A 22172-nucleotide genomic window follows, 5' to 3' on the forward strand; every position below is an offset into this window, starting at 1 on the left:
TCAATGGTTCGGAGTTCTGACATGCAAAGGAGGGTTGGGCATGGAGTTGTCGGTCGAACAGTATGAGGAATTGTATCGGATATTGCGCCAGTATCCGCTGGAGGTCTCGCACCTGGAGCTTCTCCAATATCATGGGCGCGCGGTGGCGCGTGTGGAGACGCCGGATGCGCCATACGTTTTGCGCATCAGCTATCCGCTGACCAGGATTGAGCGCGTTCAGGAAGAACTGGATTGGCTGCGGGCTCTGCGGTACGATACCGATCTGATCGTGCCGTCGCCTGTGGCCAATAAGCAAAGGGAGTTTATTACTTCCTGGGTAGCGGGCGAAGGAGAGCCTGTGCAATATTGCCTGTTGTTCAACTGGGTGGAAGGCGATTCTGTTCGTGACTCGCTGTCGCTGGAAACGGCGGACGCCATTGGCGTGTTACTGGCTCGCCTGCATCGACATGCGCAGGCATATACGCCCGCGCACGCTGCTACATTCGTGGGGCCGCGCTATGACTTCAACTGGCTGCTGGGCCCTGATTCCTGGTGGACAAGTGGACATGCACAGAGCGATCTTGGGAGCGACACCTACCGGCGTCTGCAGCCCGCTATTGCTCTTGCTGGTGAAGCCATGTCGCGACTGGGTGAGGGTCCCCAGCACTTCGGCATCATCCATAGCGATCTCCACTTCGACAATATCCTGCTACACAATGATCGCTGCGCCCTGATCGATTTTGATGATTGCGCGCCTGGCTACTATTTGTATGACCTTGCTATCACGGAACAGGCGTTCCGCTATCACTACGACCACACTCCTATCCTGGCCGCCTTTCATGAAGGTTACTGTCGCGAGCGCGGCCTCCCGCTTGCCTCTCTCCGTGATATCGATGCCTTTATGATCGCGGTCGACGTAGGTTTTCTCGCCTGGATCCTCCGTACCGATGAGGTGGAGGCGCGCGAACTCCTGTTGCCACAGGTCCCCGAGCGTGTAGAGCATATCCTCGCCTGCGCCGAGCGAGCGAGACAGTCTTCCTGATGATGTACCTATACTGCTTGCCCCTTTCTCAAACCCGGTTCGCCAGACAAATATAAAAGGACCTATTCCTCGTGGAAGGTCTGCTATGAATTGAGGTCGGCCTGTCGTGGTTGATCAAAAAGATGATATGCTAGAGGTACAGAAGATCTGTATCGTTACGTTATTTCTGTGGAGAAGAGATGTAACGCTGAGAGAACGAGAGAAAGAGGCATGCGATGGAAGTATTTGACGCCGTACGCACGGTCCTGGCGGTGCGCCAGTTTCAGGATAAGCCGGTCCCGGAAGACGTTGTTCGTCAGATCGTCGAGGCAGGACACCTGACCGCCAGCAGCATGAATGGGCAGCCCTGGCATTTTATTGTGGTTGAAAACAAAGAGACGCTGCGCCAGCTGGCGCCACTCGCCCGGACGGGTCCCTATATCGCGCAGGCCCCTCTGGCGATCGTTGTTGGCACGGAGCACAGCCCATTTGGAGTCTCCGATGCCAGCCGGGCCATTCAATCCATGATCCTGACGGCCTGGTCCCAGGGTGTTGGCTCAAACTGGGTGGGTTTTAATAACCTCCAGCAGATTAATGCTCTGCTGGGTATTCCTGACAGGATCGATATTCTGGCCGTGCTCCCGTTTGGCTACCCGGTTCAGGCTACCGGCAAGGGCCAGAAGAAGAGGAAGCCATTGGGTGAGGTTGCTCACCGTGAGCGATGGGATCAGCCATTCGCGTAGGTGAGCCTTTGCCTCACGATACTTTATCTTTGCTGATCGCGCAGGCTCACAGCGTGTCCTGAATGAACTGATGGATGGCTTGAGCCAGTTTTTCCGGCTGGTCGAGAGGGATGAGCGTAAGGCTGTCGGTGATCTCTACCAGTCTTGCCTGCGGCAGGAGCGCGGTCAGCCGCTTTCCGTTCGCGGGGGGCATCATGCGATCTTCTGGTGTCCAGACAACGAGCGCCGGACGCTTAAAAGAGCTCAGACTTTTAGTCGCGGCCAGCAGGTCTGCCTTGCTGGAGTGGCGCAGATATTTCAGGAGATCGCGCCTGACCTCCTTCTGGCTGAAGAGTGGACGCAGCCATGCGTCGGTGAGCTCATGAGGAATCGGCCGTTTCGCCATCGGCCCAAGGGCTATCGGCAGGCGGCGCATGGCGCGGATCCGCAGGGGTTGGGCCACCATGGCGTTCAGCCCACCGGGAATTTTGGCGGCCAATGAGATCGTGTGACCCGGTAGACCAGATGGGATGTTCTCGAAGGCTTCACAAGAAGTGATCACCAGTCGTGCCAGCCGCTCTGGATGCTCTCCGGCCGTGGCCAGAAAAGCTCCCAGATCGTTGCCGACCAGGGTGACTTCGCGCAGATCCAGGGCCTCTAAAAACTCGGCCTGCAGTTGTGCGAGTCCCAGGAGCGAGAGGTCGGCATTGGCCCGCATCGGTAGCCGATGACCACCAACAGGCAGCGTCGGCACGATACACCGATAGGTGGCGCGCAGTTCGCGCACAACGTGTCGCCACGCTGAACCATCCATCAAGAGTCCATGCAGCAGCACGACAACGGGACCGCTGCCGCCCGTATCTTCATACTCTATAGTCCCCGCCGAGAGTTCAACCTTTTGCATATGCTTATCTCCTCCATGCTCATTGTGTGATCTGATCTTCCTTTGAGGTCGGACCGCATTTTTTCCTCTTGTTGTGATATACCTTACGGGATATACTATCCCTTGTCCAACACTTATTCTTGACTCATTAACACTCATGCCATACATAATCATGAACAGGCGCATAAACCAGTCATTTTAATCCTGTATAAGAGAGGTTTCACATGGAGCTGCGTCACCTGCGCTATTTTGTCACCGTCGCCGAGGAATTACACTTCGCCCGTGCCGCCGAGCGCTTGCATATGGCCCAGCAACCTCTGAGCTTTCAAATCAAGCAGCTAGAGGAAGAACTGGGGGTGACGCTGTTTCGGCGCACGACGCGCCGGGTCGAGTTGACCGAGGCGGGACGCGCCTTGCTGGCGGAGGTCTATGTCGCGCTTGACCACCTGCGGCTGGGCGTTGAGGCGGCCAGGAGTCTGGAGCGAGGAGAGACGGGATCATTGGTGATTGGTTACGCGAGCATGGCCCTCTACAACCTGGTGCCTCTAGCCGTGCATCACTTTCGGGAGCGTTTCCCCGCTGTGCAGGTTACGTTGCGGGAGCTGTGTTCGCCCGAGCTGGAAGAGCATCTCCTGAAGGGTACCTTTGATGTCGGCCTTGCCATACAGGGAATGTATGAGCCGGGGCTGATCTATGAGACCGTGCTGCGCGAACAGGCCACGGTCGCCATCCCCAGACACCATCCCCTGGCAAAAAGGAGACAGATACCGCTGCGTGCCCTGGCCACGGAGCCGTTTGTGATGTATGAGCGCGCGCAACGGTCGTTAATCCACGATCAGATCATGGCGCTGTGTGGGGGCGCTGGTTTTAGCCCCAACGTCGTTCAGGAAGCTGCGTCCGAGCAGGCGGTGATCGGACTGGTCGCGGCGGGCGTGGGGGTCGCGCTGGTCTCGACCTGTATGAGCGGATTGCGCACAGAAGAAGTGGCCTATCGGCCGCTCACTGATCCCGAGACGCCGGTTGAATACGCCGTCGTCTGGAAACGGGAGCATCCATCGCCGCTCGTCAGGGCATTTCTCAATGTTGCCAGGGAGGTCTCCCAACAGGCTGGCTCCCGCATTAAGAGCTGACGAAGCCGGTGTTGTGCTTGCTCAGACTCCCGGTGGCCTCCCTGGCTGTCCTGGCTACCTCTAGTCGCTCAGCAGACCCCGTACATAGGCGGCCTGACCGGCGTGTTGCAGGTCGTCGGTAATCACACTGATCAGCCGCACGCCCAGGGTCACGGGTGGATTCCAGTTGCTATCGACGACTCTGTCGTAGTCCTCATCCTTTAAGCTCTGAAGATAGGTGATGGTGGCCTCGTGGACCGCGTCGTAGTAGCCGAGCAGCAGACCGGCGTCCACCTGCACGGCGCCAACCTCCCGGCTGCTATGGCCATAGCCGGTATCGTCGTTCGCGAACGGTAATGAGAAGCGCTGTGCCCAGCCCGTATGCCAGACCTGTTTCTGCTGCGCGACGCCCGCGATATGATCATCCTGGATGCGCGTCAGGTGCCACACAAGCCACCCGATCGAGTTCGCTGAAGGGGTAGGGCGGAACGCTAAATCATCTTTCCCCAGCCCCCTCACCACCTGGTGAACAACCTCTTTTATGCGCCCGAACGCATCAATGAGCAATGTATCTGCGACCATTGTTTCCTCCATTATTATCTTCTTTCTGCATATATCACGCGCTTCCAGGTGATTTTGGTAACAATACAACATTGCAGAATTTTAAGTTGGAGCATGGGGGCGCTTTCGCGCCCCCATGCTCCAACTTAAAAAAACTAGCGCGGGCGCGCAGCGGCCGCGTGTGTGGGGGCGCGCAAGCCCCCCAGTATCCCTCAGGCAAAAGGAATGTTATCCATCAAAAAGTCATCTTCCACATCCTCTTCGGCTATCGGGAAAGGCGGCAATGCCATGAACAGCTGCGGCCCATCCAGGGTAAGAGGCCGCTTCGGACTGCGCCCACCCCGAGCGGTCCCCTCATTCTCAGTAGTGAATGGAACTATCTCCTTTGGCACCAGGCGAGTTTCCGGATCATTTAACAGCGTATATCCGATCAGTGAGAGCAAGAGGTTCAGAAAGAAATAGTCCCGCATCATTATTGTCAGCTCATGATGGGCATCTGGCTTCGAGTTTGGAGCCAGTGGCATTCCTGAATACCAGTAAAGGAGATCTTCAATGTTATCATGGGTAATCTCGCAGAACTCCTGTTGTTCCCCGGCTTCATCGAGCACAATCGAGCCTGTCGCATCAAGCAGCATATTTGCGATCATGACAGGGCCAACACAGCGCCTGTACTTGCCTTCCGGCACCTCCAGGAATAAGCTGGCGGAATGTATCCAATGTACTTGCTCGAACCAGCGAGGCTGCTTTTCGGGGAGCGATACCAATGTCCGGGTGAGGTGGTAGCCGTCGGAGGTGGGGGGAATCTGCAAAGAGAAATGTTGTACTCCCCACGCGCACTCATGGCGACCCCATTTCTCTCTTGCTCCGGTCTCGCTATTGTAGATAAAATCTGGCGTTTGCACATACAAAAAGCACGCCGGATATACTGGAGATAGATTCAACTTAAAAGTGTCTTCATCTTCCCTTTCATGGCACAAAAATGCCCTGGCCACCGCTCGAATATCAATACATATCATATCCTGCATGGTTTCTCGAAAATCATATGGAATCTCTGGCGAAAGCAACATTTTCTGCGCTATGGTGAATGCCTCAAGCTTGTGAGGAAGATATGGATAAAGCAGACCTTTTGATGAGGATAGCTTCTGAAATGTGAGATGCGTTTTAAATCGTGCTTTTGCGCTCATGTATAATGTATCCCTTCCCTTTCTACAACCAACCAGATCATACATTGTTCTATATTAAAGCATATCAACTATTGAATGCGCAATTATTCATATCAAAGGTACTAGATGTATAGTTGCGTTGGTACCGTCATCAATAACTGAGACGGTGTTACCTACCAGAATGTGCCACATAGATTCCGTCTGTTTTTTTCTGATAAAATAATGCAGTGAGGTCAGGCGAGTAGACATACTTTGTTGTTTCTGTCACTGCACAACTGAAAAGCGGCTCCAGGGATGGGATATCTTTCAGTGTGCAGGTTGTAACGCAGGCTAAACGTGATGCTCTAGCCAGTCTTGCGCTGTAATCCAGAGGACGCGCACCCCGAAATAACCGAGCGCGAGTCCACACAACGCATTGATCCAGCGAAACAGGGCCGGGTGAATCCAGTGACGTCCCCAACGGATAAGCGCACTGATCCCGATACACCAGAGCACTGCGCCCAGAAAGAAACCGACAAAGAAGCCTGCAAACTGCCAGCCTGCCATCCCTGAGGCAGCTACACTGCTTCCCAGACCTGACCAGAACGCGAGTCCCACGGGGTTGGCCAGCCCAAATACCACACCGGTCGCAAAATTACCTCGTGTGGTGGATGTGTTTCCTTGAGACGTGTGCTGGCGGATAAAAACTTCGGAGAGGGCCAGCCATGCCAGGCGGAGTAAGAAGCAGCCACCCGCAATCCCAAGCACAATCTGAATTGCCAGACAACGAGTTAGCAACGTCACCCCTGTCAATGCGAGGATCGCCCACAATGAGTCCCCAATCAGCGAACCTGTTTCAACAAGCAGCGTTGAACGTGCCCCCCAGGTGACCCCTCGGCGTATCGCTTCTGTATTCACCGCGCCCGGCGCGGCGGCATACGCAATACCAAGCCCGATAGCCATAATGATCGTAGAGAATGAAAGCATCTTTTTTCCTTGTTTGTCTCAGACGGCATGTTTATGCTTCAATACTAAAGGATCATTGGACAGGAGTCGAGAGCCACTTCTGATGAAAGGAAGGGGGCCACTTTGTATGAACAAGCGGACCGCGAGCAAAATGATGCCTGAACTCAATCTGCCTTTAACACTGGTACGTAAGCGCAAGGAGCTTCAGTATCCACGTCCTCCCGGGAGCAATCAATTCAACTGTTGCTCATGGTGCCCCCACAGCTCCTTTTATGAGTGCCTCCCCCTATGATGCTACTGCACAGAGTGTCACTGTCTATGCCGCGCGGAGCGATAGCAAAATGAGCGCTACTCCTGTTTCCCAGACCTGGATCTGGAATGGAACAACATGGAAATTGCAGTCATGATATCCAACCCGAGCACGCGCCGGCTTTAGCCTCGTTCGATGGCTCGCTCAACGGCGCTGGGCAGGCGTGTCTCAAAGTCCAGGATGCCAACCCAGTCTGGATGAATGAAGATGCGCGTCATGCGAGGATAGATACGGGCCGATTCAGCGAGGAATGCCTGTGCGTCTTCCTCGCTCATCGTCCGGCGGGCATTGGCGACGTACTCCGGGGCAAGACCCTCAACGGTGTCGGTATGCACCGTCCCACGAATTTGGAGGATCTTAGGAGGCGAGGCGTCATGCTCGATGCTTACTGCCACCCTTGCGCCATTCTTGAGTACCTTCGTTTTGGGGGCGTCTGTGGCTGTCGCCATCACGATTTCCTGCCCATTCCAGTAGAAACCCATTGGCACAACACGGGGTGTGCCGTCGTGCCAGTTGTAGGCCAGATGCGCAAGACTCTTCGATTGTAACAATTGCTGGGCAACTGGATCTTGCAGCAGGCCAACGTCTCCTTGCTTAGTAGGCATCACTTTCTCCTTCTCTCGCAGATCATCTTCTTCTTGCAATTTACAAGTAGATATATCCTCTTATTCCAACCGCGAGAGGGACAATCGGTAATGCTGGAAGAAGCTTTGCAGATGGCGCTGCAGCAACGCCGTCCTCAAGTGGATTTCCTGCACCATTTTGTCGTTATGCCACGTGCAGAACGATGCGGCCGCGCCCATGACCTTTTTGGCTGAATTCTTGGGCCTGCGCGGCTTCGTGAAGAGGGAAAGTCCCACCGACAAAAGTTCTGACTTGCCCTTCTATGTGCGGCGAAGAAGCATTTTTTTTGATTTCCATCAAAGAGTGTTCACCTTCCCTATCCAGAATAAGGACTTATGGTTAATTTGTAACTGAACAAATTGCAGCTTTTTGTATCCGGCGAAACTTACGACGTAGTAATAGCGTTGTGTTCCTCAAATGCATGAATAAAGCTCAAAATTCATGCCCAAAGCAAGGATATTCTATCTATATGTCTGTTCTAGAGGCATGATGGCTCCAATGGGAAACAGAACAGTAACATAAAACCCTGCCTGATGAAATTCCTTATCAGATAAATTACTAACCGATGGGAGAAACATACATGAAAGAAAAGCTATTTTTCTCGGCTGATCCTGGCCGCGCTCCACATCCAAGTCCCCCCAGAAGCAATCAATCCAATCAGGGAAGAGGCCGGACCTTGCTCGTAATGAGTCTGGCTCTCCTCGTAGTGCTGATCGTTGTACTCAGCTGGGTGGCATTCCAGCTGTATGCCGGGACCGAGAAGCTCTCCACGCAGAATGCCTCTTCTCCTCACCTTATCCCTACCCGGCAGGCCCATGTTCCTACATCTACGATCGCCAATGCGACGCCTGTCCCTCAGGTGACACCTCCACGTAGCGATAGCGCTATGACCTATGATCCACTTCATCACGTGGTCCTCCTGTTTGGTGGTACCACTACTGAAGCTACAGATGCGCAACAGACCAACGAGACCTGGGCCTGGAATGGTCATGGCTGGAAGCAACTCCATCCCGCGTCCTCACCTCCAGCGCTTCAGGGAACAATGGTCTATGATGCCGCTAGCCAACGCGTCATCCTCTTCTTATACCAGGTTCAGAGTGCGGGGAAGGTAGCCAACGAAATGTGGTCGTGGGATGGCACGACCTGGCAACAGTTGTATCCGGAGACGATGCCCGAAGCGGTTGGCGCGAGCATGGCCTATGACGAGGCACGACACGAGATCGTGCTCTTCGGAGGAGGAGTACCCTCTATGAGAACTGTTACGCTGATCAATACCACCTGGACGTGGGATGGCATGAACTGGCGGCGGCAATATCCAGCGACGTCTCCCTCACCTCGCTCAGGGGCCGCGATGACGTATGACGCGGCGCATCAGCAGATCATACTGTATGGCGGCGCTGGTGATGGATCAGGTGCTTCTTCTGTTGCTTCTGAAACCTGGATATGGGATGGCATGACCTGGCAGCAGCACAATGGCGCAGGCATTCCCTTTCAAGACCAGAATGTACGCCTGGTCTATGATAGCGTCACCCAACAAACGCTGTTATTCGGTGCTACAAACTCAGATGCTACCTGGACCTGGAATGGCAGCCAATGGGTTCGTACAACCGCCCACGGCGCTCCCACAACTCCTTATCTGAGTGCTTCAGCCTATGATAACGCCGCGCAGAGTGTCATTGTCTATGCCGCGCAGGGCGATAGCAAAATGGGCGCTACTCCTGTTTCCCAGACCTGGATCTGGAACGGAACCGTGTGGAAACTGCAGCCATGATAGCCAACGCCATAGGAGATAAAATCCTTCACCTCGTCCGCGTTTTGCAACCATAGGGGCACTCCTTCTCATATCAAGTGCCCGACTATCTATCTAGCAGACACCTGTATCGTACCATATTGAGCTTGCTCATGAAAGAAGAGGCGTACTTCTAGAGGAAAAATGAGTGATAAACAATTACATTCAAGTATATCTATTCGTATAGTCAAAAAACAGGACGCTCTTACTTCTACCGAGTTGCCAGGCCGATGCTGATAAAGCATATCCATTCCTGGACGCCAGCGTGGCTGCGCAGTATCCTGAAAGCCAGGTCCCCAGAAAATAGGACACTTACAGCGATGCGTTTTCCTGTTCTTTAATCCACTTCTGAAGAGAGTTGACGGAGATGCGAACGGCTCTCCCAAAGCGAATCACGGAGGCCCTTTCTGCTTCACATATTGAGGCGGAACCTGAGAGAGACTGTTGTGGCAAATAGCCATGATGTATGACAAAATTTGAACAGGCCGACAATATTGTCGGTGAACGTAGCCGTATCAAAGGAATCAGGAGAAGATATATGCCACACGTACGACCGTTTCGCTTTGGCATCATTACCGATGGCGCCCCTACCCGCGAAGAATGGATCACACGGGCACGAGAGGCCGAAGATCTGGGCTACTCTACCTTCTTGCAGCCAGATCACTTTACCAGCGATTTTTTTCCTCTGCCCTCCCTCATGGCAGCCGCGGACGCGACAACAAACCTGAGAATTGGCACACTGGTCTATAACAATGATCTTCGTCACCCGGTCCTTCTCGCCAAAGAGGTGGCGGCGCTGGATATGCTCTCCGGTGGACGTTTTGAACTGGGCATTGGAGCGGGCTGGAATCGACCGGAATACGACCAGGTTGGGGTACCCTTTGAACGTGCCGGACTCCGCATTGAACGCCTGGAAGAATCCTTACAGATTCTGAAACAAAGCTTCAGCGATGAACCCGTCAATTTCACCGGCAAACATTATACCGTGACCGATCTCAACGTGACGCCAAAACCCATTCAGCGTCCTCACCCGCCGATCGTTATGGGGGGTGGTGGCAAAAAACTTCTGAGCCTGGCCGCGCGCGAAGCCAATGTTATTGGTCTGCACGTTAAGGTGAATGATAATGGTACAGTTGATGCCACCGAAAATATTGAGGATACCCTGGCCGAAAAAGTCGGGTGGATTCGCGAGGCTGCGGGCGAGCGTTTTTCGTCCATCGAGTTGAATATGCTTATCTCTGGCTTCGCCCTGGCACACAATCAGCAGGAGGCCGCGGAACACTATATCCGCAAAAGAGAACTGACAGGTGCCACAGTTGAGCAGGTGCTTGCCAATCCGTACATCATGCTCGGAACCACTGAACAAATGGTCGAGCGTATCCAGCGCTGGCGCGAGCGCCTGGGCGTCTCCTATCTTGTTATCTACGCCGAGTATATGCACGCCTTCGCGCCGGTTGTGACCCGACTGGCAGGGAAGTAAACAGGCAGAAAGCGTGGAATTGGGTGCTCCCCTTGCCCACTACGGAGGAGGAAGGGCCAGAGAGACTGCCCGCGTACACACCATCGTTGCTGTTACGCGTGGCTTCTCCCATCATGAAGGAGTTGCGTAATCTGTTCAATATGATCGATATCATGCATGATCACCTGCAAAACCGCTTCCTTGAGCGTGATAGGAAATTGCTCACCATGGATACCTTTCCTCATCCATTGGTCTTCATGTAAATCGTTCAAGGCTTGAAGAAATGCTTGACGCGTGGTGAATAACGAATCTAAAACGGTTGTGATATCCTGCTGCTTGTACTTCCCCTTGCGCGCAAGTTCTTCATTGCTCTCTGGTATGGGTATGAGAGGATACTCTTCCGTTAGGATCAGTAAGGCACGACGGAAGAAGATATCCTCATAATCACGCAAATGGCACAGGACTTCAATAATACTCCATTCGTGTGCATCATGAGGAGCTTGCTGTGCCTGAGATGATGTGACATCACGAAGTAATGTCTGAAGAATGCGTGGCGTTTTCCGTAGTGAGCGAAGTAATCGCCAGGGGGTCATCAGTTCCAGAGAGCTTGTAACTGTCATATATATTGGTTCCTCCTGCAAATAGAGCAATCAACGCGAGAACAAGATTGTATTCTACCTTGACAACCCATTCCAGGACGGTCTGCTCTTTGAGTGCGGCGCCTACGATCAGTGTCACCAGCGTGTGCCGCCTATCCGTTTGCAGCACAGCAATGGCATCTTCAAAAAATGCTCGTGCAAAAAGATCTGCAGTAAGTCGTGCGCATCAGTGATAGAAGGAGCCTGCCGCGCACTATCCAGGAGCCTGACACGGTATTCGGGCCATTGAGTTCCGACGATACGGGCGAAGGTCGAGATAGTTCTTTAGTTTAACCTGGTAGCGTTCTTTATGGCAGCAACAAATGCTCTGTTGCTGCCTCAATGATCTCCTGGCGTTTCTGTTCTTCCATTCTATTGTCTCTGATGCCCATTGTACCACCTCCATGAACTGGATGATACCCCTGGGCATCACAAGCTAGTAGTGCCCATCAATACCGGAAGAAATCGCGTCAAACGGGTCATGCACAAATATGAGGTAGGACCCTCACTTCCTCTTTATTCTCGATGTGGCTCGTAGGTGAGTACCACGACACCAGAGCCGAATGTGTGCGATTGAACAAGTTTGAATTCCTTTTGCTGGCTCTCACCGTGGAAAAGCCGCTTCCCGTTTCCTACGACAATGGGGAAGACCATGAGACGGTATTCATCAATGAGATCCGCTTGCATGAGCGAGTGAATGAGTTCAACGCTCCCAAAGATCAAGAGGTCTTGACCAGACTCTTGTTTCAATCTGGTCACTTCCTCTCCAATATTGTCCTTGATCAGGGTGGCATTCCACTCAGCTTTTTGCAACGTTGTGGTTGGAACATATTTGGGCATACTGTTGATTCTTTCGCCATAGGCACCAGTAGCACCAGGCCAGGTGGCTGCCAATTCCTGATAGGTTCTGCGCCCCAGAAGGAGTGCATCGCTGGCAAACAGCTCCTCGAATTTATATTTTTGTGATTCTTCACTCCGAAATTGAGCAGTCCACTGTGGATTTTCAACAACACCATCCATCGCCATGAGCATCGAAGCCACTATTTTTCTCACATTTTTCTCCTTAAAAGAAAGGTCGCAGTAATTTACTTGTAATTTGCAAGTGTTCGCAACAAGCTATTCTCACGGAGCCAATCAAAAACGGTAAAGCTGTTACAGATAGTATTGGAAGGTAAATTGACCCGATTTTTTTTCATATATCCATTAACTGGATTAGCCTGCAGACGAACATGATGGCGTTCTGGCTATACCGTGTAGTTGGGTTGGGTGAAGGGACTCAATTTTGTTTCTGTTCAAAAATTCAATGCTAGTGTGCCAGTGCCTGGCTCCAGATATTCATCATCCACATAGTGTCCTCCCTCGCTCTCGTCGATCAACCGTTGACCGTAAGGAAGGTCTCTTGCGCACACTGTTGAAATGTGTATGCTCGCTTGCTTCCCGCTGGAAATCATTTATATAGATGGGTCTGTTGTATAGATCTCCCGCAGCACTTTCAGTGCTACCACACGATCCTTGAGGAGATCGTGTTCGCGTTGACATCCTCCTCACGGCTGACGCCAGGGGTTTTACGGCGCGGTTTGATAAAGCAGAGAGGTGATTGTTGAATCCGATACCGTTGCCAAACCTTCTCTTGATCATCTGGATACCTCGCAGCTGACACGAGAAATCTAAAAGCGGTTTCGTCAACGGTATCGCAGAGAGCATGAAATGTCAGTTCGATAGAGTGAACTGTACAATATACGCTCAGCACTTCTCCTGCTTGGTGAAACGCGCCTTCCGCTTACTCTGACAAGAGGAAAGGCAATCTGTCACTCGTGCACGAGCGCTTTTCATATGCCTACGCATTCTCCTTTTGAACTCCCTGATGATTGGTCGAGTTGATCAGGGAAGACACAAACGTTGACAATCCCATCTCTTCTGCCAGGGTAGATGCCTGTTGCAGGTGGAACTGCGCTTTGTTCATGTCCCCAATCTTCTGGTAGATGTCCCAGAGCGTCAGGTGATCTAATGGCTGGTAAGGTCTGAAGCCCCCTGCTTCGCGGAAGGAGAGTGCGAGCTTGGCGTAGGTAAGCGCAGCCTCCAGGTCTCCTTTGAATAAGGCATCGAAAGTCAGGTGGCGATGGGGTTCGGCCTGTTCCAGCACGTACCCTACCTCTTCGGCAATCTGGATGGCCCTGGTAAAGTGTTCCCGCGCCACCTCATTCTGCTGCCAGAACTGATACACCACGCCGATGTAAAAATGTGATTCGCTGATCCCTCGGGTATCGTGCAGCGCTTCTTGTAGATCCAGAGCCTGCTGTTGATACGCGAGGGCTTCTTCGTACTTCCCCTGATCTTGCGTGCCGAAAGGCACGGCACCACTTTTCCGGATGGCTACCGTGGTAGCGTAGCAGTGGGCTTGCCCGAGCAAACTCAAGGCGTTCGCGCGACCCTGCTGATCCTGAGTCGATTCGGCGATCTGTTGTGCCTGGAGGAGGGTCGAAAACATGAGATCTGTCTCACCTCCGTGAAGAAGATGATCGACGGTGAGAACCGTTCCATACAGTAGCAAAAGTTTGAGGCGATCCTTTTGCGCTACCTCACCTCCTTCTATCAAGTGCAGAGACGTACCAAGCACGTGGAGGGCGTCACCTATCCTGCCGAGAAAAAAAGACAAGCGGGCGACCTTACAGAGGGCATCAATGGCTGTGGTGTAGTATACGCTCAATTCGTCGTTCGTGAATACAGATGGCTGCATAGTGTTCTCCTTTCAAGAAGGGCGTGCAAAATGGTCTGTCAGTTGCTTGCCTTTACAACTGTCGCCTATAATACTAGGGTTCGATGGCACAACAAGCAATGAGCAATCACCCTGCTGTTGTTGATTATTGAACACGAGCGAGAGATTGTTGAGAAATAAGGGAGAGGAACAGAGGGTATGGTGACCCGGAAGAGGCAGGAAGATCGGCGTATCCAGCGCACGCGTCAGATGTTACAGCAAGCGTTCGTGGAAGTGGTACGAGAAAAGGGCGAGGCTCTTAGCAGTCTGCGGGAGATAGAAAAACGCTTTGTGGCGACGAGTATCCAGGATATCACCAAGCGGGCCAATGTCAATCGAGGAACCTTTTACCTCCACTTTACGGATAAATATATGTTGGCGGATGCTGTAGTCCGTGAGCAGTTTCACCAGCAACTCACTAGCATACTCCCTTCTGAACCTCGATGGGACAGAAAGACCTTGCGTCTGCTCATCCAGGCTGTATTCAACAGCTTGGAGGAGAAATATCGCCACCAGCATCAATCGTCGCTTGTTCTTGCCCCAATGGTTGAAAAGGCCGTCCATGAAGAATTGACGGAACTGCTCTTGACGTGGCTCAAAGAGGCAAGACGTGGAGAGAGACGAAGGCGCGAGCCATTGGAAACAATCGCCCGCATTGTCAGCTGGGCGATCTTTGGGACCGCGATCCAGTGGAGCCAGGAGGAGATAACGGTGTCCTTGGAACAGATGACGGATATTATCACGCAAGTGATTATGGACGGGATAGCGCGTCTTGCTCCTGATACCTTACCCGAGGCGTAACTTGCCAGCATGTCTCAAGCGGCTGTAGACACGTTCCCAAGTAGCTTTGCCCATACCAGTTGCAGCAAAGCAGCTGGCAGATCAGTACTCGCCCTTAGCGGCTTACCAAGCTTACGGTGTATCTCCTACAAGAGAAAAATGTGGTTTTAGTTTTTTTGGATCTCTGGTTCTATTTTCATATAAAACCTTGTCATGGGTAACTCATTACCTGCATCAAGTGGAAGCGCTTCTGCTCGGTGGTTATCTCTCCCACTTTGGGTGTGCGCGGCACACAATGCGTTAAGAACTGCTCTCAATTTGATATTGGTGGCGAATTGATTTTCTGAGCACAGATTTTCTCATTTATGTTCGAGTTACGAGCTCAATTTTTTGATTTTGCCACCAATATCCCATTAAGTGAGCTTGATTGCCTTTTGATCGATCTGCTTTGGAGATATTTTCCGATAGAGTCTTTGTACCTTTCTTGATACGTACTGTTGTAGGCCTGGAGTTTCTGTAATCATTCCAATGAGAATAGCGTGGCGTTTCTTTAGTTCATTAAAGGTGCAGAGAACATCATTTTCGAATTGGTCTGGCCAACCGATTTTAGAATGCCATCCATACGCAATACCTTGCTGTAACCACCTTTCATGGCTGATTTTCCATGAGTTGTGATGGTCTAAGAACGTCAGATAGCTTTCAGGAACGTTACCCCCTTCGATCAGATGAGTTTTTTTGGAAAGCAGTTTTTTGATTTTTTCATTGCGTGGAAAGAAATCAGCATCAGCCCAGAAGAGCCATGTTTTTAATTCCGAGTCAGAACTTGACCCTGACTCCACTCTAAAGAAGACGCAGCTTTCGCTGTGACTTAATCAAGGCGAATCTCCTTCGCCACCTTTTTAAATTCAGGCAGACCGCTGTGTTCCGCTTGGGTCAGCCAAGCATCCAGATCCGCACCTTGTCGCTCTGCCAGAAACATTCTGAGCCGAGCCGCTCTCCTCGTTTGGATGGTGCATCTCAGGATACTTTTCTGCCTGGCCAAATTGTTGCGCTCATGAGCTTGTTCTGCTACTTTGTGAGGCGTTTGTCTTCGATATGCACAATTTTCAAAGAATGGCCGTCCTGGTCACGATTTCCTCTACCAAGTAGCCCAATCATGAAATCGGGAGTATCGGGAGTGTTGAGGTCCTCAGGGGAGACGTAGTTGAGCATATCGGGATGATGCCCGGTCACAATCCAGCCACCAGGAGGGTTGGGAAGATTGATGATATTGAAATCGCCAGCTGGAGTTCCTGCGACGACAGGCCCCCACTTGGACATAATCTGACGAGCTTGTGCGGTCAGGTCTACTTCTGGCTCCATTAAAATCAGACAGGTGTTGTGCTCAAATAGGACCCAGCTTTTCTGGTCACCTTGAATGATGGTGCGCCAGAGGGTAATACGAGGGTCAATCTCTTGCTGGTTTCCATCCATCGAGAGAGTATCCTTTCTGCTACCGCTTGAACTTTGGGTTATTGGAAAATGGCAATTGCTACATGTTATAGAAGCGTTGCTATAGGGTTGCTACATTTTGGCGATGTAGCCAAAATATAAAAACCCCTCAGGCGGCTGTACATACGGCCTGAGGGGTCATCCTTAAAAAGGGGGGTGCCGGTGGAGAGATTCGAACCCTCAACCCTTGCGGGACTTGTTTTTGAGACAAGCGCGTATACCGTTCCGCCACACCGGCTTGTTGTTGACGGAATGTATAATACCGCATCTATATGCGGAAGTCAATAGTTTTTTTGGTTTTTTTGCACGAGATTGGCGATCCGGTGGCTGGTCCATTTTTGCTATGGCTGCGGTCGGTCGGTGGTACTATCTTGTTTTCTTTTGCGTTCTCTGGATTCATTGGTGTGTATTATTGTAGATGAATGGATGATTATGACGGAGGTTATCTGGTGAGGTGCATGAGTGCTCTGGCTGAGGTTATAGGTGGTTGACGGCAGGGCGGTATGTGCGGCATATGCTACTCTTGCGCATTGGGAAAAAGTTCTGTTATACTTTCCAATATCATTTGAATGAATGGCATTGGTGGTTGTTTTCTCTACTATAAGAGCTGCGGCGGAGCTTTGTAGTTCGAGCGTGGCTTTGTTTCAAAACTATATTTAGCTATGGCGCGGAGGAATTCCATGCTTGATAATATGACCCCGAACACTCCAACGTTGTCTCAGCCCGCCAGTAAGTCGCTGGCGTCTCTGGATGCCGATATCATTATTAAGAATGCGCCGGATCCGATCTTTATTTCGGATCTGGAGGGCAAGATTCTGTCGGCCAATGATGCGGTCTATGAACTGCTCGGATTCCGCAATGATGAGGTTCTGGAGCAGTCGCTGTCGCGCTTTATTAGCGCTGAGGAGACGCGTGAGTTTCTGGCGGCCCTCAAAGAGGTGATCGAGCGTGGATCAACCAGAAATGCGCGCTTGAATCCGCGGACGGCCTCCAATGAGGTGATCCCGACGACACTCAATGCCTCGGCGCTGCGCGATACCGATGGGAAGGCGATTGGCGCCATCGGTATCCTGCGCGATATGCGCGAATTGGATAAGGCACGGGCCCTGGCTGATAGCCTGATTAAAAATGCGCCGGATCCGATCTTTGTGTCGGACCTTGAGGGTAAGATTCTGTCGGCCAATGATGCGGTCTATGAGCTGCTGGGATTCCGTCCCGATGAGGTTCTGGAGCAGTCGCTGTCGCGCTTTATTAGCGCTGAGGAGACGCGTGAGTTTCTGGCGGCCCTCAAAGAGGTGATTGAGCGCGGAACGACGCGTAATGCGCGCTTGAATCCACGGACGGCTTCCAATGAGGTGATCCCGACAACGCTCAATGCCTCGGCGCTGCGCGATACCGATGGGAAGGTGATTGGTGCGATTGGCATCCTGCGCGATATGCGGGCGTACGAGAAGATTCTGCAGGATCTGCAGGAGTCGAAGGCTGAGTTGCAGGAGAAGATTCTGGACCTGGAGAAGTTTGAGGAAGTGGTGGTGGGTCGCGAGCTGAAGATGATCGCGCTGGAAAAAGAGATTGAGAATCTGCGGCGCGAGTTGGAGAAAGCACGAGGTCAGAGTAAATGGACGTAGCGCTTTTGCATACGCCAGCCCTCTCTGATCATCAAGAGCTGAGCTTTGAACAATTGAGTGAGGCTTATCAGCGTCTTTTGGAGGAGAATGCCGCTCTTGAGCTGCGGCTCGTGAAGAGCGAGGAGCGGCGCCGGGCCTTTATGCATATTTTGAGCGATCTAAATATGGTGAATCGTAAGCTGAACGATCAGCGGAAGGCGATGATCCATATTCTGGCCGATTATGAGCATGATCGCAGTCGCCTGGCGAAACAGACGGAGCGCTTGCATAATTCGCGTCGGGCCTTGATGCATATTCTGCAGGATGCCCATCAGTCAAATCTGCGCCTGGAGAATAGCCGCAAGGCGATGATTCATATTATGAGCGATCTTAAGGAGACATCAGAAGAGGTGCAGCGGCGTGAGCTAGAGCTGCGTGAGAAGCAGGAGCAGCTGGTCCAGGCGGGCAAACTGGCGACGCTGGGCGAGCTGACGACGGGGGTGGCGCACGAGCTGAACAATCCTTTGAATAATATTGGGCTGTTCGTGGGAAATGCTATTGATCTGATCGAGCTGGGTATGGCGGATACCGATCCTGAGCGTATCTTGCAGGAACTGCATAGTACCATGCAGCAGGTGCGTAAGGCGACGGAGATTATCTCTCACCTGCGTACTTTTGGGCGCGCCGCTTCTGTGAGTCGTGAGCCGGTGATGATTACCGAGGTGATTGAGAATTCGATCTCTCTGATGCAGGAGCAGTTGCGCCTGCGCCAGATTGAGATCAATATTCAGTTTCCTCCCAGTGAGGTGGTGGTGATCGGCAATGCGATCCAGTTGGAGCAGGTGTTTATTAATCTGTTGACCAATGCGCGCGATGCTCTCTCCGATGTGCCGCGTAAGATGATTACTATTACCTGTACGCTGAACGAGCAGTGGGTCGATATTACAATCAGCGATACCGGTCCCGGCATTGCCGAAGGTCTGGAGCAGCGCATCTTTGATCCGTTCTTTACGACGAAGGATGTCGGTGCCGGCACTGGACTGGGGCTATCCATTACATATGGCATTATTAAAGAGCATCAGGGGACAATCCTGGTTGAGAACCATCCAGGAGCGGGGGCTACCTTTCTGATTCAATTGCCACTACATATAAATGAGATGTCAGGTGAGTGATTTGTTGTTATGACTGAAGCCTATATTCTTCTTGTCGATGATGATATAGCTTTGCTGCAGGCGCTACCCCAGGCGCTGTACCTGCGCATGCCCGGGTCAAAGGTCGATACGGCTGATACAGCGGTCAAGGCGCTGGAGCTTTTGAAGGCCAACGACTACGATGCGATTGTCAGCGATATCAAGATGCCTGGCATGGATGGTCTGGTGCTTCTTGCAAGAATACAGGGAATCCGGCCTGAGACGCCGACTCTTTTGATTACTGGTCACGGAGATCATAATCTGGCTATCCAGGCGTTGCGTGGTGGTGCGTACGATTTTATCCAGAAACCGATTGATCGCGAGTATTTTGTGGCCGCGCTGCGCCGGGCTACGCAGTCGCGATACCTCCGTCGACAGGTCTACGCGCAGCAGCAGGCTTTAGAGCAGCACGCGAAATCGCTCGAAATGACCGTCCTGGAGCGCACGCGTGAGCTGATCGAGGCCAACGCGGTGAAAGATGAGTTCATTAGTATCGCGTCCCATGAGCTGAAGACGCCCCTCGCAAGCCTGAAGGGGATGGCGCAGCTGCTGCATCGCCGCCTGATCCGCGCCAGTTCGCCCGAGGTTGCCAGCCTGGTGAGTATGGAGAACTCAATTCGACGCATCGAGGTGCTGGTCAATGATCTCTTGAATATTTCTTCCCTGGAGACCGGGCTGTTTGATCTGCATTGTCAGCGCTGCTGCGTCGTTGAGCTTACACAGCGCCTGGTTGATGAGTATGTTTCGGGCGTGAATCCGCATCCGGTGATCAGTACCCATTTTCCTGACAAGGATTTTGAGGCGGAAATAGATGTGGAGCGATTGGGGCAGGTGGTTATTAATCTGCTCTCCAATGCGCGTAAGTATTCCGTGACCGGCTCGCCGATCGATGTGATTGTGACACGGCAGGAACAGACCTATACCATCAGCGTCAGCGATACCGGCTCGGGTATCCCACAGGAGATGCTTCCCTTTATCTTTGAGCGTTTTTATCGCGTGCCTGGTGTCGAGGTGCAGACCGGTTCAAGCGTGGGCTTCGGACTGGGATTGTACGTTTCGCGTCAGATCGTTGAGCGGCACGGTGGGCGTATCGAAGTAGAAAGCACTCCGGGTAAAGGGAGTGTGTTTTCTCTGGTGTTGCCTTTGCCGGCGGCTCCGACTTCGTCCGATGCGAGCGTTGAAGATGCCTCGGTGCGTCCCTCCTGATTTTTTTACTTCTCACTTCGAGAAAGTTTGTAAAGCGATTTTTAAAATATATTGATGCATTATGCGTGTCTGTACGCATAATGCATCAATATATTTTAAAAATCGCTTTGTTCAATGTGTCCATCGCGCAACAGCCATCGTTCCCCCTGGAAGCGTTGGATGAACCAGCGGTCATGGGAGATGACGATGATGGGACCCTGGAAGCGCAGCAGGGCGGCCTCGAAGGCTTCGAGCACGTCGAGGCTGATATAGTTGGTGGGCTCATCTAGCAGCAGCACGTTGGGCTGCGCCGCCAGCAGACAGGCTAGCTCCAGCTTGCGTTTCTGTCCCACGCTGAGTTGCCCGACCTGTTTGTGTATGTCCTCCAGGCGAAAGAAGCCGTACCCCAGCAGGCGCCCGATAAACTCCCCTTCGAATCCGACCTGTCCGTACCGGTAGGTTTCGATGATCGTCTTTTCGGGATCCAGTGTGTCAGGTTCCTGGGCCAGGTAGCCGATGCGCGCGCCCTCTACGATGTGCCGGGTACCACTGTCCGGTTGTTCATCACCGTTGATGAGTTTGAGTAGCGTCGTCTTTCCGGTTCCATTGGGACCTGTGAGCATGATGCGCGTCTGCGGCGTGATGGTCAGGTCGAGCCGATCAAAGAGTTTGCGTTCGCCAAAGCTTTTGCTGATCTGCTCCAGGTGTACGATGACCTGGGATTGGATTGGCTCGCTCTGGAATTGAGAGTTTACCTGTAGCGGTTGGGGCGGCTTTGGAATGGGATCGTCTTCAATGCGCTCAAGCTGCATCTGGGCGGCCCGTACGTTACGGGCGACGGCGCTCTGTACGTTCTGGCTAAAGAAGTACTTCGCGTATTTGTCTTTGTCGGGCACCGAACGGTTGCTGTGTCCCACCTGGCGACCATTGACGCGGATGCGCTTCTGTAGCTCTTTGATCTCTTCCTGCTGCCGTTCATATGCCTCCTCCCAGCGCTTGCGCTCGGCCTGCTTGGCCTCGATATAGGCATCATAGTTGCCGGTATACGTGCGCAGTTGATGGCTATGCTCATCAATTTCAAAGATCATGCTCACGGTCTTGTTCAGGAACTGGCGGTCGTGCGAGACCATGACGACGGCCCCTTGATAGGTGGAGAGATAACCCTCCAGCCATTCTATGCTGGCGAAGTCCAGGTGGTTGGTGGGCTCGTCCAGCAGCAGGATCTCGGGCGAGCTTAGCAGCAGGGTGGCCAGTCCGACACGTGCTTTTTCTCCACCGGAGAGCGTTTCGACGGCTCGGCTACGTTCGAGGTAGGTCAGGTGTAATCCTTCTATAACTGAATCTATCTTATAGTCGAGTTCGTAGCCGCCGCGATCCTGGAAGCGTGTCGATAGCTCGGCGTATTCTTCCATCAGGGAAGGGATCTGATCCTTGTTGGCGCTGGCCATCGCGGCCTCTACGGTGTGCATCTGCTCCTCCAGGAGCTTGAGATTGCCGACCGAGGCCAGGATCAGATCCTGGATGCTCTGCCCATAGAAATCTGGCGTGGTCTGGGGTAGGTAGCCGAACTCGATGCCTGGCGCATACGTGATCGTTCCACTGTCGGGTTCCTCCTGCCCGACGAGCAGGCGCAACAGGGTCGATTTGCCGACGCCATTGGGACCGACGATGCCGATGCGCTCGGCCGCGTTCACAACAAATGATAGCGAGTCTAAAACGGTCTGCACACCGTAGGATTTGCTGAGTTCTTTGCAGCTTAATAACATAAAGGGTGAGCACCTCACTTCTGCCGCTGGATAGCAAGAGGAAAACGTACATGGGCCTCTCGTGCTGAAGAAGAAAGCAGTTGCTCATGTGTCTCGCGACACGTCATTCATGGCATAGTGCAGGTTGGCGGCAGGCAAGAGCTACAACGTGTGCAACCGGATGAAAGAGGGCGATGGATACATGAGCATTTGGGG

21 protein-coding genes and 1 tRNA gene are annotated in these 22172 nt (G+C 52.6%); 9 read left to right on the top strand and 13 right to left on the bottom strand.

From position 1 onward, the window contains the following. Nucleotides 1-40 precede the first annotated feature (40 nt). Nucleotides 41-1021, top strand: coding sequence for a phosphotransferase enzyme family protein (locus KTT_RS18990; RefSeq protein WP_160145976.1), 981 nt, complete (start codon nucleotides 41-43; stop codon nucleotides 1019-1021). 215 nt (nucleotides 1022-1236) lie between these two features. After that, nucleotides 1237-1743 (top strand): nitroreductase family protein, encoded by a 507-nt coding sequence (locus KTT_RS18995; protein ID WP_126597497.1) that lies wholly within the window; start codon nucleotides 1237-1239, stop codon nucleotides 1741-1743. Between the two features lie 46 nt (nucleotides 1744-1789). Here KTT_RS18995 and KTT_RS19000 read toward each other — a convergent pair whose 3' ends face one another. Then, the gene (locus KTT_RS19000; RefSeq protein ID WP_126597498.1) at nucleotides 1790-2626 is read right to left on the bottom strand and encodes an alpha/beta fold hydrolase; all 837 of its coding nucleotides are present in this window, start codon (nucleotides 2624-2626) and stop codon (nucleotides 1790-1792) included. 203 nt (nucleotides 2627-2829) lie between these two features. Here KTT_RS19000 and KTT_RS19005 point away from each other — a divergent pair, with 203 nt between their 5' ends. Continuing rightward, nucleotides 2830-3735, top strand: a complete 906-nt coding sequence (locus KTT_RS19005) for a LysR family transcriptional regulator (RefSeq protein ID WP_126597499.1) — start codon at nucleotides 2830-2832, stop codon at nucleotides 3733-3735. Between the two features lie 60 nt (nucleotides 3736-3795). Here KTT_RS19005 and KTT_RS19010 read toward each other — a convergent pair whose 3' ends face one another. From KTT_RS19010 to KTT_RS19030, 5 genes are all read right to left on the bottom strand, one after another. Then, a complete protein-coding gene (locus KTT_RS19010; protein WP_126597500.1) occupies nucleotides 3796-4296 on the bottom strand; it encodes a mycothiol transferase in 501 nt (166 codons plus the stop codon). A gap of 191 nt (nucleotides 4297-4487) precedes the next feature. Beyond that, the gene (locus tag KTT_RS19015; protein WP_126597501.1) at nucleotides 4488-5084 is read right to left on the bottom strand and encodes a hypothetical protein; all 597 of its coding nucleotides are present in this window, start codon (nucleotides 5082-5084) and stop codon (nucleotides 4488-4490) included. Nucleotides 5085-5768: 684 nt separating this feature from the next. Next, nucleotides 5769-6404 carry a LysE family transporter gene (locus KTT_RS19020; RefSeq protein WP_126597502.1) on the bottom strand — a complete coding sequence of 212 codons (636 nt, stop codon included), beginning with the start codon at nucleotides 6402-6404 and terminating at the stop codon, nucleotides 5769-5771. Nucleotides 6405-6815: 411 nt separating this feature from the next. Next, nucleotides 6816-7298, bottom strand: a complete 483-nt coding sequence (locus KTT_RS19025; protein WP_126597503.1) for a pyridoxamine 5'-phosphate oxidase family protein — start codon at nucleotides 7296-7298, stop codon at nucleotides 6816-6818. Nucleotides 7299-7461: 163 nt separating this feature from the next. After that, nucleotides 7462-7614, bottom strand: coding sequence for a zinc-binding dehydrogenase (locus KTT_RS19030; protein ID WP_126597504.1), 153 nt, complete (start codon nucleotides 7612-7614; stop codon nucleotides 7462-7464). 283 nt (nucleotides 7615-7897) lie between these two features. On the opposite strand from KTT_RS19030, the gene KTT_RS19035 reads away from it, so the two are divergent. Beyond that, nucleotides 7898-9088: a kelch repeat-containing protein gene (locus tag KTT_RS19035; RefSeq protein WP_160145977.1), complete on the top strand. Its 1191-nt coding sequence runs from the start codon at nucleotides 7898-7900 to the stop codon at nucleotides 9086-9088. 556 nt (nucleotides 9089-9644) lie between these two features. After that, the gene (locus KTT_RS19040; RefSeq protein ID WP_160145978.1) at nucleotides 9645-10586 is read left to right on the top strand and encodes an LLM class F420-dependent oxidoreductase; all 942 of its coding nucleotides are present in this window, start codon (nucleotides 9645-9647) and stop codon (nucleotides 10584-10586) included. A 92-nt stretch (nucleotides 10587-10678) separates the two neighbouring features. Here KTT_RS19040 and KTT_RS19045 read toward each other — a convergent pair whose 3' ends face one another. From KTT_RS19045 to KTT_RS19055, 3 genes are all read right to left on the bottom strand, one after another. After that, nucleotides 10679-11185: a DinB family protein gene (locus KTT_RS19045; RefSeq protein WP_126597507.1), complete on the bottom strand. Its 507-nt coding sequence runs from the start codon at nucleotides 11183-11185 to the stop codon at nucleotides 10679-10681. Between the two features lie 534 nt (nucleotides 11186-11719). After that, the gene (locus KTT_RS19050) at nucleotides 11720-12256 is read right to left on the bottom strand and encodes a dihydrofolate reductase family protein (RefSeq protein WP_126597508.1); all 537 of its coding nucleotides are present in this window, start codon (nucleotides 12254-12256) and stop codon (nucleotides 11720-11722) included. A gap of 784 nt (nucleotides 12257-13040) precedes the next feature. Then, nucleotides 13041-13940 carry a tetratricopeptide repeat protein gene (locus KTT_RS19055; RefSeq protein WP_126597509.1) on the bottom strand — a complete coding sequence of 300 codons (900 nt, stop codon included), beginning with the start codon at nucleotides 13938-13940 and terminating at the stop codon, nucleotides 13041-13043. A gap of 177 nt (nucleotides 13941-14117) precedes the next feature. On the opposite strand from KTT_RS19055, the gene KTT_RS19060 reads away from it, so the two are divergent. Continuing rightward, nucleotides 14118-14759, top strand: coding sequence for a TetR/AcrR family transcriptional regulator (locus KTT_RS19060; protein WP_126597510.1), 642 nt, complete (start codon nucleotides 14118-14120; stop codon nucleotides 14757-14759). Between the two features lie 392 nt (nucleotides 14760-15151). Here the strand turns inward: KTT_RS19060 and KTT_RS19065 are convergent, their stop codons facing one another. From KTT_RS19065 to KTT_RS19075, 3 genes are all read right to left on the bottom strand, one after another. Beyond that, nucleotides 15152-15577: a hypothetical protein gene (locus tag KTT_RS19065; RefSeq protein WP_126597511.1), complete on the bottom strand. Its 426-nt coding sequence runs from the start codon at nucleotides 15575-15577 to the stop codon at nucleotides 15152-15154. Between the two features lie 229 nt (nucleotides 15578-15806). Continuing rightward, entirely contained in the window at nucleotides 15807-16211 is a 405-nt protein-coding gene (locus tag KTT_RS19070) for a hypothetical protein (RefSeq protein WP_126597512.1), read from the bottom strand. Nucleotides 16212-16386: 175 nt separating this feature from the next. Further along, nucleotides 16387-16467: transfer RNA gene (locus tag KTT_RS19075), tRNA-Leu, on the bottom strand. Between the two features lie 442 nt (nucleotides 16468-16909). Here KTT_RS19075 and KTT_RS19080 point away from each other — a divergent pair. The 3 genes from KTT_RS19080 to KTT_RS19090 are packed head-to-tail and all read left to right on the top strand — an operon-like array spanning nucleotide 16910 to nucleotide 20232. Further along, nucleotides 16910-17857, top strand: a complete 948-nt coding sequence (locus KTT_RS19080; RefSeq protein ID WP_235845766.1) for a PAS domain-containing protein — start codon at nucleotides 16910-16912, stop codon at nucleotides 17855-17857. Continuing rightward, the gene (locus KTT_RS19085) at nucleotides 17848-19008 is read left to right on the top strand and encodes a sensor histidine kinase (RefSeq protein WP_126597513.1); all 1161 of its coding nucleotides are present in this window, start codon (nucleotides 17848-17850) and stop codon (nucleotides 19006-19008) included. Before KTT_RS19080 ends, KTT_RS19085 begins: the two co-directional genes overlap by 10 nt. Before the next feature lie 9 nt (nucleotides 19009-19017). After that, a complete protein-coding gene (locus tag KTT_RS19090; RefSeq protein WP_126597514.1) occupies nucleotides 19018-20232 on the top strand; it encodes a hybrid sensor histidine kinase/response regulator in 1215 nt (404 codons plus the stop codon). 95 nt (nucleotides 20233-20327) lie between these two features. Here KTT_RS19090 and abc-f read toward each other — a convergent pair whose 3' ends face one another. After that, nucleotides 20328-21977: a ribosomal protection-like ABC-F family protein gene (gene abc-f / locus KTT_RS19095; protein ID WP_126597515.1), complete on the bottom strand. Its 1650-nt coding sequence runs from the start codon at nucleotides 21975-21977 to the stop codon at nucleotides 20328-20330. Nucleotides 21978-22172 lie beyond the last annotated feature (195 nt).

Origin of the sequence: Dictyobacter aurantiacus (genome assembly GCF_003967515.1) — a bacterium.
GTDB classification, from domain to species: Bacteria; Chloroflexota; Ktedonobacteria; order Ktedonobacterales; family Ktedonobacteraceae; genus Dictyobacter; species Dictyobacter aurantiacus.

Bases quoted from the DNA above. Each gene is read 5' to 3' on its own strand.
- KTT_RS19000 (WP_126597498.1), bottom strand. From the start codon at position 2,626: ATGCAAAAGGTTGAACTCTCGGCGGGGACTATAGAGTATGAAGATACG.
- KTT_RS19025 (WP_126597503.1), bottom strand. From the start codon at position 7,298: ATGCCTACTAAGCAAGGAGACGTTGGCCTGCTGCAAGATCCAGTTGCC.
- abc-f (WP_126597515.1), bottom strand. From the start codon at position 21,977: ATGTTATTAAGCTGCAAAGAACTCAGCAAATCCTACGGTGTGCAGACC.
- KTT_RS19060 (WP_126597510.1), top strand. From the start codon at position 14,118: ATGGTGACCCGGAAGAGGCAGGAAGATCGGCGTATCCAGCGCACGCGT.
- KTT_RS19010 (WP_126597500.1), bottom strand. From the start codon at position 4,296: ATGGTCGCAGATACATTGCTCATTGATGCGTTCGGGCGCATAAAAGAG.
- KTT_RS19030 (WP_126597504.1), bottom strand. From the start codon at position 7,614: ATGGAAATCAAAAAAAATGCTTCTTCGCCGCACATAGAAGGGCAAGTC.
- KTT_RS19045 (WP_126597507.1), bottom strand. From the start codon at position 11,185: ATGACAGTTACAAGCTCTCTGGAACTGATGACCCCCTGGCGATTACTT.
- KTT_RS19005 (WP_126597499.1), top strand. From the start codon at position 2,830: ATGGAGCTGCGTCACCTGCGCTATTTTGTCACCGTCGCCGAGGAATTA.
- KTT_RS18990 (WP_160145976.1), top strand. From the start codon at position 41: ATGGAGTTGTCGGTCGAACAGTATGAGGAATTGTATCGGATATTGCGC.
- KTT_RS19070 (WP_126597512.1), bottom strand. From the start codon at position 16,211: ATGGATGGAAACCAGCAAGAGATTGACCCTCGTATTACCCTCTGGCGC.
- KTT_RS19090 (WP_126597514.1), top strand. From the start codon at position 19,018: ATGACTGAAGCCTATATTCTTCTTGTCGATGATGATATAGCTTTGCTG.
- KTT_RS19085 (WP_126597513.1), top strand. From the start codon at position 17,848: ATGGACGTAGCGCTTTTGCATACGCCAGCCCTCTCTGATCATCAAGAG.
- KTT_RS19080 (WP_235845766.1), top strand. From the start codon at position 16,910: ATGCTTGATAATATGACCCCGAACACTCCAACGTTGTCTCAGCCCGCC.
- KTT_RS19035 (WP_160145977.1), top strand. From the start codon at position 7,898: ATGAAAGAAAAGCTATTTTTCTCGGCTGATCCTGGCCGCGCTCCACAT.
- KTT_RS18995 (WP_126597497.1), top strand. From the start codon at position 1,237: ATGGAAGTATTTGACGCCGTACGCACGGTCCTGGCGGTGCGCCAGTTT.
- KTT_RS19055 (WP_126597509.1), bottom strand. From the start codon at position 13,940: ATGCAGCCATCTGTATTCACGAACGACGAATTGAGCGTATACTACACC.
- KTT_RS19020 (WP_126597502.1), bottom strand. From the start codon at position 6,404: ATGCTTTCATTCTCTACGATCATTATGGCTATCGGGCTTGGTATTGCG.
- KTT_RS19040 (WP_160145978.1), top strand. From the start codon at position 9,645: ATGCCACACGTACGACCGTTTCGCTTTGGCATCATTACCGATGGCGCC.